Source organism: Corynebacterium meridianum, from assembly GCF_016342265.1.
GTDB classification, from domain to species: domain Bacteria; phylum Actinomycetota; class Actinomycetes; order Mycobacteriales; family Mycobacteriaceae; genus Corynebacterium; species Corynebacterium meridianum.
Window position 1 is genome coordinate 553,048 of record NZ_JAEIOS010000011.1, and the last position, 12,498, is coordinate 565,545.

General features: G+C 68.5%; 11 protein-coding genes. 5 read left to right on the top strand and 6 right to left on the bottom strand.

The annotated features are described in order from the left end of the window. Window positions 1–448 precede the first annotated feature (448 nt). Together treY and JDV75_RS05680 are read left to right on the top strand one after the other, a co-directional pair. Entirely contained in the window at window positions 449–2,977 is a 2,529-nt protein-coding gene (gene treY, locus JDV75_RS05675) for a malto-oligosyltrehalose synthase (protein ID WP_198738247.1), read from the top strand. Continuing rightward, window positions 2,977–3,990 (top strand): GTP pyrophosphokinase, encoded by a 1,014-nt coding sequence (locus tag JDV75_RS05680; RefSeq protein ID WP_198738248.1) that lies wholly within the window; start codon window positions 2,977–2,979, stop codon window positions 3,988–3,990. Before treY ends, JDV75_RS05680 begins: the two co-directional genes overlap by 1 nt. Window positions 3,991–4,198: 208 nt before the next feature. On the opposite strand, the gene JDV75_RS05685 is transcribed toward JDV75_RS05680, so the two are convergent. Genes JDV75_RS05685 through JDV75_RS05695 form a run of 3 tightly spaced genes read right to left on the bottom strand, consistent with a single transcriptional unit; the run spans window position 4,199 to window position 5,494 of the window. Next, a complete protein-coding gene (locus tag JDV75_RS05685) occupies window positions 4,199–4,603 on the bottom strand; it encodes an RNA-binding S4 domain-containing protein (RefSeq protein WP_198738249.1) in 405 nt (134 codons plus the stop codon). Continuing rightward, a complete protein-coding gene (locus JDV75_RS05690) occupies window positions 4,603–4,833 on the bottom strand; it encodes a hypothetical protein (RefSeq protein WP_198738250.1) in 231 nt (76 codons plus the stop codon). The genes JDV75_RS05685 and JDV75_RS05690 overlap by 1 nt, the downstream gene beginning before the upstream one ends. 28 nt (window positions 4,834–4,861) lie before the next feature. Next, on the bottom strand, window positions 4,862–5,494 hold the full coding sequence (locus JDV75_RS05695; RefSeq protein WP_418884381.1) for an IMPACT family protein: 633 nt from the start codon (window positions 5,492–5,494) through the stop codon (window positions 4,862–4,864). A 46-nt stretch (window positions 5,495–5,540) separates the two neighbouring features. Between JDV75_RS05695 and treZ the strand changes: the two genes are divergently transcribed. Beyond that, complete coding sequence (treZ, locus tag JDV75_RS05700; protein WP_232958179.1) at window positions 5,541–7,259, top strand: malto-oligosyltrehalose trehalohydrolase; 1,719 nt, start codon at window positions 5,541–5,543, stop codon at window positions 7,257–7,259. Window positions 7,260–7,297: 38 nt separating this feature from the next. On the opposite strand, the gene JDV75_RS05705 is transcribed toward treZ, so the two are convergent. Beyond that, window positions 7,298–8,788 carry an MFS transporter gene (locus JDV75_RS05705; protein WP_198738252.1) on the bottom strand — a complete coding sequence of 497 codons (1,491 nt, stop codon included), beginning with the start codon at window positions 8,786–8,788 and terminating at the stop codon, window positions 7,298–7,300. Window positions 8,789–8,869: 81 nt separating this feature from the next. Beyond that, window positions 8,870–10,180, bottom strand: a complete 1,311-nt coding sequence (ilvA, locus tag JDV75_RS05710; RefSeq protein WP_198738253.1) for a threonine ammonia-lyase IlvA — start codon at window positions 10,178–10,180, stop codon at window positions 8,870–8,872. A gap of 258 nt (window positions 10,181–10,438) precedes the next feature. Between ilvA and JDV75_RS05715 the strand changes: the two genes are divergently transcribed. Both JDV75_RS05715 and JDV75_RS05720 read left to right on the top strand, forming a co-directional pair. Continuing rightward, on the top strand, window positions 10,439–11,578 hold the full coding sequence (locus JDV75_RS05715; protein WP_198738254.1) for a choice-of-anchor I family protein: 1,140 nt from the start codon (window positions 10,439–10,441) through the stop codon (window positions 11,576–11,578). Further along, complete coding sequence (locus JDV75_RS05720) at window positions 11,472–12,149, top strand: choice-of-anchor I domain-containing protein (RefSeq protein WP_198738255.1); 678 nt, start codon at window positions 11,472–11,474, stop codon at window positions 12,147–12,149. The genes JDV75_RS05715 and JDV75_RS05720 overlap by 107 nt, the downstream gene beginning before the upstream one ends. Here JDV75_RS05720 and JDV75_RS05725 read toward each other — a convergent pair. Then, window positions 12,146–12,397, bottom strand: a complete 252-nt coding sequence (locus JDV75_RS05725; RefSeq protein WP_198738256.1) for a hypothetical protein — start codon at window positions 12,395–12,397, stop codon at window positions 12,146–12,148. The genes JDV75_RS05720 and JDV75_RS05725 overlap by 4 nt on opposite strands. Window positions 12,398–12,498 lie beyond the last annotated feature (101 nt).

A 12,498-nucleotide genomic window follows, 5' to 3' on the forward strand; every position in this document is an offset into this window, starting at 1 on the left:
CACCCGCCTCTCACCAAGCCCGCGGTGGTGTCCGCGACCGTTTCCCGTTCCGCTCCCGACTCCGTACGCACGGGCTACGTGCGCTGCACCGTGTCGACGGGATTCGCCCCGGGACTCTGTTCCGGGAGCCGCCCCCTCGCGGAGGATGAGCTGATGTCCCCCGGGACCGGCCGCCGCGGGCGCGGGTCGCGGTGTCCGGGTGCGCCTCCCGAGCTGTACGGTGCCGCTGTACCCGGATGAAGTTCTCCAGGTGCCTCCCCGGGGCACCGCGACCGGTGCACTGGCGCACCCGGGATCCTTCCCCACCGATCGGCGCCCCATTCCCGCCCTCACCGGCCGGCTCCCGGGCCGCGCGACACTCCCGTCACGCGTGTTCCGCCAGCCACGCGGGCTACAGTGGTGGGCGCACGGGCCAGCCGCCCACCCCGATGACCAACCCAGGAGAATCATGACCCGCCGTCCCATCACCGCCACCTACCGCCTGCAGCTGCGTGGACCCGAGGCCGATCCTTCGGGCAGGGCGTTCGGCTTCGCCGAGGCCGAGGCTGTGGTTCCCTACCTGGCGGAACTGGGTGTCAGTCACCTCTACCTCTCCCCCATTCTCACCGCACCGGCCGACTCGGCGCACTCCTACGACGTGATCGACCCCACCGAGGTCAATCCGGCGTTCGGGGGCATCGCGGGCCTGCGGAGTCTCGCGGCGACCGCCCGCGAACACGGCCTCGGGATCATCATCGACATCGTCCCGAACCATCTCGGGGTCGATGATCCGCGCCAGAACCCGTGGTGGTGGGATGTGCTCAAGCTCGGCAGGGACAGTGAGTACGAGAGTTACTTCGACATCGACTGGCACGACGACAACGGGGCCGGCGGCAAACTCGGGCTCCCGGTCCTCGGCGCGGAGGGCGACGAGGACAAGCTCACCCTCGATGAGATCGACGGCGAGCCGGTACTCCGCTACTACGACAACGTCTTCCCCGTCCGCCCCGGGACCGAGGACGCCGACGACCCGGTGACCGTCCACGACGCCCAGAGCTACCGGCTGATGTACTGGAAGTCCGGCATCATCGGCTACCGACGTTTCTTCTCCGTCAACGGGCTGGCGGGTATCCGTCAGGAGGACCCCGTGGTGTTCGAGCACACCCACCGGGTGCTGTCGCGCCTGATCGCCGAGGACCTCATCGACGGGGTCCGGGTCGATCATCCGGACGGACTGTCGGATCCCTTCTCCTATCTGGGGCGACTGCGCGCGCTCATCGGGGAAGACCGTTGGCTCGTCGTCGAGAAGATCCTCGGTGTGGACGAACCCCTCGATCCGCGTCTCGCGGTCGACGGCACGACCGGATACGACGCGCTCCGGGAGCTGGACGGCGTGTTCATCTCCCGCGATGCGGAGGACACCCTGTCCATGCTCGCGATGCAGCAGTCGGGTTCCGCCTGGGACGATGCCGCCGTCACCGCCACCGAGCAGGCGCTGAAGCGTTCCGTCGCGGCCGACGAACTTGCCGCCGAGGTTCGCCGACTCGCACGGGCGGTGCGCCGCGACAACTTCTCCACCGCCGGTGACGGGGTCAGTGAGCGGATGCTGACGGACACGATCATCGAACTCGTCGCCGCGATGCCGGTCTACCGCGCCGACTACATCTCCCTGTCCCGGGTGACCGCGACGGTCGTCGCTGAGATGACCCGCCGCTTCCCGTCCAGGCGGGACGCCCTCGACCTCATCACCGCGGGACTGCTCGCGGACGGCGAGGCGGCCGTCCGCTTCGCCCAGGTCTGTGGCGCCGTGATGGCCAAGGGCGTGGAGGACACGACGTTCTACCGTGCCTGCCGCCTGGTCGCCCTCCAGGAGGTCGGTGGCGCCCCGGGCCGGTTCGGTGTCGGCCCCGCCGAGTTCCACCTGCTGCAGCAGGAACGCAGTGTGCTGTGGCCGCGGACGATGACGACCCTGTCCACCCACGACACGAAGCGCAGCGAGGACGTACGGGCCCGGATCATCGAGGTGACCGACATCCCGGGTGACTTCGCCGAGATGGTCCGCGAGGTCACGGCGATCACCCCTCCCCCAGATGGCACCACCGGGCACTTCCTGCTGCAGAACCTCATCGGTGTGTGGCCCGCTGACGGCCGGATGACCGATTCCGTGCGGGAGCGCTTCCACGCCTACGCCACCAAGGCGGTCCGCGAGGCCGGTGTGCACACGACCTGGACCGACGTCGACGAGGGCTTCGAGCAGTCCGTGTCCGACTGGATCGACGCACTCTGTTCCGGGCCCGCCACCGAGAGGATCGCGGCGTACGTGGAGCCCCTCGCCGCAGCCGCCGTGCAGATCACGCTCGGACGGAAGCTGCTGCACCTGATCGGCCCGGGTGTCCCGGACGTCTACCAGGGCACCGAGTTCGTCGATGATTCCCTGGTGGACCCGGACAACCGGCGTTTCGTCGACTACACGGCCCGTAACCAGACCCTCGAGCTGCTGTCGGCGGCCCCGAGCCCGGTCGCCGCGGTCTGCGAATCGGCCATCGCGGCCGGCGTCTCCGTCCCGGCGCACACCGGGGACACGGACCTCGAGCTCACTCCCGAGGAGGCCGAGGACACGTACCCCCACCTGAAGGTGCGCGCCGACATGGCGAAACAGGCGGTCGTGCACGCAGCGCTCGGCGTCCGACGGGACGAGCCCGGATCCTTCGTCGGCGGCGACTACCAGGCCGTCTTCGCGGTGGGCCCCGCTGAATCACACGTCGTCGGAATCGCCCGCGGACCGGAGGAACGTGACGTCCACGTCATCGCACTCGCGGTCCGGCGTCCGCTCCGTCTGGCCGCCGAAGGGGGCTGGCAGCACACGACGGTCACCCTTCCCGAGGGCACGTGGACCGAACGGCTCACCGGAAGGACGTTCTCCGGTGTCCAGGAGGCCGCCGATCTGTTCGCGCTCCTCCCCGCGGCACTGCTCGTCCGGGAGTCAGAGGAGGGCTGATGGGCGAACAGAACAGGCGGATCTCCGTTCTCGGGCAGCGGTACGCCGAATGGGTTCGCGCCCATCCGCGGGCGGCGAGCGAGTTCCGCGACGTCATCGAGGAGCTGCTCGCGGAAGCCGGAGTCACCTACGACCGGGTTTCCGTGCGGGTCAAGGAGTGGCGCTCGCTGAAGGCGAAGGCCTACAAGACCGACGAGACCGGAAAACCCGTCTACCCCGACCCGTGGGAGGACATCCACGACGTCCTCGGGGTCCGGGTCACCGTCTACCACTCCACCGAGATCCCGCAGGTGATCAGCGTGCTCCGTGAGGCCTTCACAGTGCACCGATCGGTGGACAAGACCGCAGAGACCCGAGTGTCGGGTTCCTTCGGATACGGCTCCCACCACCTGGTGGTCGGTGTCGAGGGAACCAGCGACGCCGCGGCCGAACTCGCCGGCTACTCGGGGCTGCGCTTCGAGGTTCAGGTCCGCACGGTGCTGCAGCACGCGTGGGCCGAGTTCGAGCACGACATCCGGTACAAGGGCGGCGGTACGCCCCTGGATCCCCGGGTCGACCGAGCATTCACTCTGACGGCCGGGTTGATCGAACTCGCCGACCAGCAGTTCGATCTGATCGCCTCGATCCAGGGGGACGCCCCCGCGGAGACCGGCGACGTCGAGCTGTCCGCCGAAACGCTCCCAGGCGTCCTCGCCGTCCTCGTCGGCAACCGATTCCCCCGGTCCAAGTCCGAGTACTACGTATGGTTGGAGGAGATCCTGGCCGCCAACGGCATCACCACCGTCGGGGAACTGAAACGCCTGCTCGACGACGCCGACATCGATGCGGTCCAGCGGTCCATGCGCTACCGTTTCACCCCCGGCCAGGTCCGGATCATCGACGACCTGCTCCTGCGTCGTTTCGGCAGGGAGCACATCGAGCGAACGAAAAAGACGGGTACCCGCGCGGCGAGCCGGGCCGCCCGACTTAAACAACGGCTTAAGGTGATGGAAGCTGATCACATCATCGGCTGACACCGGCACCCACTGCCACAACGACACCGCAGGACTCCTGCGGCATCGATACAAGGAGTAGATGAAAACCATGAGTTCCATCCAGAATTTCCCCGCTCTCGCCGACGCCGTCCACGTCTGGGCGCTCTCCGTCGCGGACTTCTTCCGCGGATTCGGCGTCAACTTCCCGCCGGCGGGCTCCAGCATGTGACCTGAGGTGTGAGAGCGGTCAGGGAGCCCGACCGAGCAACCGGTCCGTCTCCCGCCGCTCGCGCTTGGTGGGGCGGCCCGCCCCACGATCCCGCCGGGGCACCGACGCGAGTATCTCCTTCGGAGGCGGCGGTGGGGAATGGTCGATGTAGCAGGTACGGGCCACGGCGGCACCGACCCGTTTCCGGATCGTCCGCGTCACCTCAACCTCGTGCAACCGGTGGTTCACCCACACCCGAACGCGGTCACCGGGCACGATCTGCTGGGCCGGCTTGACCGCCCCACCGTTGACCTTCACGTGTCCCGCCTTGCACGCCTGACCGGCGGCCTGGCGGGTTTTCAGCAGCCGTACGGCCCAGACCCACGCATCGACGCGGACCGGACCCGTCTCCCCGACGGAGCGTGTGTCGCCGGCCCCCGTCATCAGTCGTCCCGGTGACCGGTGATGGCCTGGATGCGTCGCCAGTTGTAGAACCCACCGGCGACCGCGACGACGAGGCCCAGGATCAACCAGAACCAGCTCGACGCGACGAGCGCCAGCACGGCGCCGCCGACGACACCACCGCCCACGCAGATCACACCCGCCCGGGCGTGATCGCGAACCGCCTGCTTCCGCTGCTCGATCGGGTTCCTGGGGTACTTTTCGATGCTCATGAGGAACAAGTCTATCGGGGCGGGCCGATCAGGGCAGTTCGATCCACTCCGTGCCCAACCGCTCCGGCTCCACGGTCCCCTGGGTCGCGGACGCCAGGGTCCCGGCAAGACCGGCACCGCCGCCGGGCTCCACCGCGACGTGGATGGTCGCCCGGGCCGCGTATTCGGTGCCCGTCACATCGATTCCCCGGTTGCGCAGCTCCGACTCCAGTCGGCCCGCGTCGGCGTGCCCGACGGTGACCGCGTACAGCTCGCGTCTCGCCCGGGTAACCACCGGTACCCGGCTCAATGCCCCGGAGACCGCGTCCGAGTACGCGCGCACCAACCCGCCGGTGCCCAGCTTCACGCCACCGAAATAGCGGACGACGACCACCGCGACGTCGAGAAGCCCCGACCCCCGCAGTACCTCCAGCATCGGGGCACCGGCTGTGCCCGACGGTTCCCCGTCGTCACTGGACCGCTCGACCGGGTTCGCGTCGTCGACGTGGTGGATGTAGGCGCTGCAGTGGTGACGGGCGTCCGGATACCGGGACCGCACTTCGGCGATGAAGCCCCTCGCCTGCTCCTCATCCGCCGCCCTGGTGACCAGGGTGATGAACCTGGAACGTTTGATCTCCAATTCTGTCTTGGTGACCACGTCGGGCGCGGGAAGGCGGTACATGCACACCATTGTGCCGGAAGCCGGGTACTCGCCTAGCCTTGGGTGCATGCGAAATTTCTCAGTCTGGGCACCCCACGCCGACGACCTCCAGCTCATCGTCGATGACAACACACACGCCATGCGGCACACCGACGACGGTTGGTGGTCAACGGACGAGCCCCTGACCCCGGAACCCGGTATGCGCTACGGGTACCGGGTGCTGAAGGACGGGCAGTGGGTGGGCCCGTGGCCGGATCCGCGCTCCGCGGAGCAGCCGGACGGCATCCACGGCCTGTCCCGGGTCCCGGACGACGGCTACCGCTGGTCCGATGACTCGTGGACGGGCCATGATCTCCCCGGTCAGGTGATCTACGAACTCCACGTGGGCACCTTCTCCCCCACCGGTAACTTCGCGGGTGTCGTAGATCGCCTCGATCACCTCGTCGACCTGGGTGTGACGACCATCGAGCTCATGCCCGTGCAGCCCTTCGGCGGCGACCGCAACTGGGGCTATGACGGGGTGCTCTGGCACGCTGTGCACGCCGGGTACGGTGGCCCGGACGGTCTGCGGGAACTCGTCGACGCCGCCCACGCGCGCGGCGTCGCCGTCATCCTCGACGTCGTCTACAACCACTTCGGCCCGGACGGAAACTACAACGGTTTCTTCGGCCCCTACACCGCCGGTGGCTCCACCGGCTGGGGGGATGTGGTCAACCTCAACGGCCCCGACAGCAACGAGGTGCGCCGGTACGTCATCGACGCCGCGCGCGCGTGGTTCGAGGACTTCCACGTCGACGGCCTGCGCCTCGACGCGGTGCAGGCCTACCACGATCCCGGTGCGCTGCACCTGCTGGAGGAACTGCAGATCATGGCCACCGAGGTCTCCGCCGCGACGGGGATCCCGCGCAGCCTCATCGCCGAATCGGACCAGAACGACCCCCGTCTGGTCGCCGCCCGCCAGGCCGGCGGCTACGGTATCGCCGGCCAGTGGGACGACGACATCCACCACGCGCTGCACACCCTCGTCTCCGGGGAACGGCACGCCTACTTCGCCGACTTCGGCACCACGGAGGTCCTCGCGAAGACGCTGCGGGAGGTGTTCCTCCACGACGGGACGATGTCGACGTTCCGCGGCAAGCGGCATGGTCGCCCCGTGAACCGGGAGTTCACTCCGGCCAGCAGCTTCGTCACCTACACCACCACGCACGACCAGGTGGGCAACCGGGCGATCGGCGACCGACCGAGCATGCATCTCTCCCCCGCCCAGCAGGTGCTCAAGGCGGCGACGATCCTCACCTCGCCGTACACGCCGATGCTGTTCATGGGTGAGGAGTTCGGGGCGACGACGCCGTTCGCGTTCTTCTGCTCCCACACCGACGATGAGCTGAACCGGCTCACCGGTGAGGGCCGGAAACGGGAGTTCACCCGCTGGGGCTGGGATGAGCAGGAGATCCCGGAGCCCTCCGATCCCGCCACGTTCGAGGCCTCGAAGCTGGACTGGGACTTCACCGACGGGCAGCGGGACATTCTCGACGCCTACCGCACGCTTCTCCGGTTGCGCCGGGAACAGCGTCTCGCGCGTCCGTGGCTGTACGACATCGACGTCACCCACGGTGAGCGGTGGGTGGCGGTGGACCGAGGCGACGTGGTGTTCGTCGGCAACTACTCCGACGAGCCCGTCAGGGTCGATTTCGGTGGCGAGCTGATCTACTCGTTCACGGAACCCGAGGTCGGTGCGGACACCACGACGCTGGACCCCTGGGGCTTCGCGCTGATCCGGCGCTGACCGCTCCACCCGGGACTGAGCCGTGCCCCGTGCGCGACTCAGTCCCGGGTGCGCAGCGTCCGGTTCGCCACGATGACGGTCAGGAACGCCACGAGCGCGGCCACCACGCTGGCGGCCACGACCCCGTGCCGGAACGCCAGGTCCGCCGCTGCGATCAGGTCGGCGTCCCCGCCCGCCAGCTGGTGGGCGCGCACTAGGGAGTCCCCGGCTCCCTCGGGGAGATCGGTCGTCGCGGCCAGCCGGTGGCCGAACACACCCATCACCGTCGCGCCGAGCACCGCGGTACCGAACGCCCCGCCGAGTTCGTAGCCGGTCTCGGACAGTGAGGCCGCGGCACCGGCACGCCTCGGGGGCGCGGCGGTGAGGATGTAGTCGTTGCTGACGGGGTCGATCATGCCGCAACCGACGCCGAGGACCGTGAATCCGACGGCGAGCCACGGCCCGGAGCCACCGAGGTGCTCCCCCATGCCGAGGGCGTCGGCGGCGAAGATGACGCTCGCCACGGCGGCGAGGATCAGCGCGGCGACGAGCAGCGGGCGGGGTGGGATCCGTACCATGAGCCGGCCGGTGATCAGCGTCGCGACGACCGAGGCGATGAGCCCCGGGAACATGAGCAGTCCCGCGGCGAGCGGGGTGTACCCGAGCACGGTCTGCAGGTACTGGGAGAGGTAGAACAGCACACCGATGTAGAGGAACATCGACACCCCGTTGATGACGACGACCGTCGCGTAGACGCGGTTGCGCAGGAGTTCGACGTCGATCAGCGGTGTCTCCGTGGTCCGGAGGTGCCGGACGAGCAGTCGGGCGGAGACGACGCACACGACCGCGCACGCGATGACCCAGACGTCGATCCCCTCGACGGGCACGACCTTCACCACGTAGACGAGGGTGAACAGCGCGAGAATGCTCAGCACGGCACCTGGGCCGTCGAACGCCGCTCCGCTCTTGCCCGCGGACGCCGGGAGTGTCACCAGTCCTCCGACGATGATCACGGCGACGAGCGGCACGTTGATGAGGAACACGGAACCCCAGTGGAAGTGCCCGAGCAGGTAGCCGCCCAACACGGGGCCGACGGCGGCACCCACGGCGTACACCGAAACCCACACCGACACGGCCCGTGCCCGTTCCCTGGCGTCGGTGAACATCGCCCGGATGAGCGACAGCGTCGACGGCATGAGCGTCGCGCCCGCAGCTCCCTGGAGTGCCCTCCCGACGATCAACCATTCGGGGGTCTGGGCCGTGGCGGCGAGCACCGAGGCCGCACCGAACAGTCCCGCCCCGATGAGCAGCACCTTCCGGCGCCCGACGCGGTCGCCGAGCGTCCCCATCGTGATGAGGAGCGCGGCGAGCACGAAGGCGTAGACGTCGATGATCCACAACAGCTGCGTCGCGGACGGGTCGAGGTCCGCGGCGATCGCCGGTACGGCGAAGTTGAGCACGGTGGTGTCGATGGCCAGGATCGCGATGGCGAAGCAGAGGACGGTGAGTCCCCACCAGCGTCGCGGGTGGGCCTGAGCGGTATCAGTCACGGGTTCTTCCGGGGTCGGTTCGGGCGTGTCACGTCCATCAGATAACATGATCTTTTCCGACCCCGACAAGCCGTGGAAATGCTACGTCAGGAAGTGGTACTCCGGGGTCCCGGGCTGCAGCTGACGGCACCCGATCCGGGACTGCGCCATGCGCTCGAGCAGCGGGTCGAGATCCGTGGCGGCACCGAGCTGGAGACCGACCAGCGCGGTACCGGTCTCCCGGTTGTTGCGCTTCAGGTACTCGAACAGGGTGATGTCGTCGTCCGGTCCGAGGATCTCCTCGAGGAACATGCGCAGTTGGCCGGGTTCCTGCGGGAAGTCGACCAGGAAGTAGTGCTTGAGCCCGCGGTGGACCAGGGAGCGCTCCACGATCTCGTTGTAGCGCAGCACGTCGTTGTTGCCCCCGGAGATGATGCAGACCACGACGTCGCCCGAGCGGCTCCTGAATTCCTTGAGCCCCGCGACGGAGAGCGCCCCGGCGGGTTCCGCGACGATTCCCTCGTTCTGGTACAGACCGAGCATCTCGGTGCACACGGCACCCTCGCTGACGCTCATCATGTGCACCCGGGACCGGTTCCGGTCGATCACCCGGTAGTTCAGGTCGCCGACCCGCTTGACCGCCGCGCCGTCGACGAAGGGGTCGATGGTCTCCAGAGCCACGGGGCCGTCGGCCGCGAGTGCGGCCTGCATGGAGGAGGCACCGGCGGGCTCGACACCGACGACGGCGGTCCGCGGAGCCATGTCGGCGAGGTAGCTGGTCACACCCGCGATGAGCCCGCCACCGCCGACGGGGATGAAGATGGTGTCGGCGGTCTTCCCCAGGGAAGTGAGCTGGGCGAGGATCTCCGCCGCCACGGTCCCCTGGCCGATGATTGTGTTTCTCGCGTCGAAGGGTTCCACGAGGGTCGCACCGGATTCCGCGGCGGCGGCGCGCGCAGCCGCGGAGGCCTCATCGAAGTTGCGGCCGGTCACGACGACCTCAATGCGGTCTCCACCGTGGACGCGGATCCGGTCGAGTTTCTGTTTCGGGGTCTGATCGGGGACGAAGATCCGGCCGTCGATGCCGAGGGTCCGGCAGACGTACGCCACACCCTGGGCGTGGTTGCCCGCCGACGCGGCGACGATCCCGGCGGCCCGCTGTTCCGGGCTCAGCTGGGCGACGTTGTTGTAGGCGCCGCGGATCTTGTACGAGCGGACATCCTGCAGGTCCTCCCGCTTGAGGTACACATCCGCACCGGACTCCTCACTCAACCGGGGGCAGTACTGGAGCGGGGTCGGGGCGATCACCGTGGAAATCCGCGCCTGCGCCATCTGGATGTCCGCGGCGCGAATCGGCAGTGGGGCCATTGCTGCGGAGTCGGATGAGACAGTGTCTGTGCGGTGATCGGTCATAGGCGTTGATTGTAGTGCGCCCTGCACCATCTCCGTATCTATGGGTCCCGGACACCAGAACACGTGACGCGGTTTTTGGTCCTGTTGGCCGGACCGCCACCTTCCGTGCACCGGGGTCCCGTAGAAGTGGTGGCGACCCGTCCCAGTCACAAGGAGATGCACCGTGTCCCGACGCCCACCGCACCGCCGCAGTGTCCTCGCCCTCTGCACCACGGCCGCCCTGACCGCCACCTTCCTGGCGACCCCGACATCAGGGCGGTGATCGTCGGGAATCAGATCAGCGCGCAGGCACCTGACGCAGCACTGTCCCTGGCGCCCCTCGGAACGTACGAGAGCGGTCTGATCGGCGAATCGGCCGCCGAGATCACCGCCTACCACGCGGCGAGCAGGCGCCTGCTCACGGTCAACGCCCATGCCGGGGCGATCGACGTCATCGCTCTCGCGGATCCGGCGAACCCGGTCAAGCTGTTCTCCGTCAGCGCCGGGGCGGATGTCACCATCAACTCCGTCGCCGTCCGCGCAGACGGGCCGGCCGTCGCCGCGGTCGAGCCCTCGACCGCCACGGATCCGGGAACCGTCGTGTTCTTCGACGCCGCCGGTGACGGAACGATCCTCGGTTCCGTCGGTGTCGGTGCACTGCCCGACATGGTGACCATCACCGGCGACGGTCGTCACGCCCTCGTCGCCAACGAGGGTGAACCGAACAAGGACCACGCCATCGATCCCGAGGGCAGTGTCAGCGTCATCGCGCTGCCGGACGGACTCGCGGCGGCCACCGGCGCCGATGTCCGGACCGCGGATTTCACCGGTTTCACCGGGGACATTCTCCCGGTGGAGGTCCGGGTGTTCAACCCGGAGGGTGTCACGGGCACCGTCGCGCAGAATCTCGAACCCGAGTACATCACCACCCACGTGGACACCGCCTGGGTCAGCCTGCAGGAGAACAACGCACTCGCGGTCATCGACATCCCCTCCGCGACCGTCACCGAACTGCTCCCGCTCGGCACCGTAGACTTCCGGGAGGTGCCCACCGACGTCTCCGACAGGGACGACGAACTGAAGCTCGGCAACTGGCCGGTGAAGGGACTCCTGCAGCCCGACGCGATCACCTCCTACGAGGTCGCCGGAGCCCCTTACCTCGTCACCGCGAACGAGGGGGACGTCCGCGATTTCGAGGAGGCCAGGGTCGGTGACCTCACCCTGTGCCCCGGATTCGAGGGTCTCGACGCCGACGCTATCGACAAGCTGCAGAAGAAGAAGCGGCTGGGGCGTCTCACCGTGACCACCACCCTTGGGGTACAACCCGGATGGCTCCTGCCACGACGAGCTGTTCGCCTTCGGCGGGCGCGGGTTCAGCATCTTCACCGCCGACGGGACGCGCATCTACAACTCCGGTGACGATTTCCTCCGCACCGTCGCGCAGTTCCCGGAGCTCGCCGCCGACATCGACGGCCGCTCGGACAACAAGGGCACGGAGCCCGAGGGCGTAACACTCGGCGAGATCGGCGGACGCACCTACGCCTTCATCGGACTGGAGCGTGCCTGCGGGATCATGGTCTACGACGTTACCGACCCCCGATCCCCCGCATTCGTCACCTACGTGAACAACCGCGACCTCGGCCAGCCGGCCGACAGCCCGGCCGCGGGCGACATCGGCCCCGAGGGACTGACGTTCATCCCGGCAGCCGAGTCACCGAACGCCCGGAATCTGCTTGCCGTGGCCAACGAGGTGTCGGGAACCACGACAATCTGGGAGATCACGACCGGGACCGGCGGTGAGGACGGCGGCGACAACGGGAACGACAACGGAGAGCAGCTCCCCCTACCCGGAGGCTCCTCCCACGGTTCGTCCGGTGGCGGGATCATCGGTGTGATCCTCGCGATCCTCGGCCCGCTGTTCGGGATCGTCCCGGTCCTGGGCGGTCACCTGCACGCCGCACTGCAGAACCTCCTGCCGCGCCAGCGCTAGACGGCGGGGAGGCGTCGGACAGCCGGCAGCCAGCAGCCGACGGCTGTACCGGGCCGGTGGAACCGGGGCTGGAAACCGGTCCGACGAAGGTCGATGTCGCGCGGGGTTTCCTGCGCGGCACGACGCACATCGGGGCCGTGGGCGTCCATCTTCCCGTCCGGTGTGGCCCGGACCAGCTGTACCGGTATGACGACCGGGGCGACGGCCACCAGCACGAGGAACCGGACCATGACGTCCTGTTCTCTCATCCACCGTGGTGGGTCCCACCACGCCCCGGTGCGGTGGGACCCACCTGATCCGCCGATCCGACGGCGCGGGTCGACGGGTGGCCCGGGGCCAGTAGAAAAGC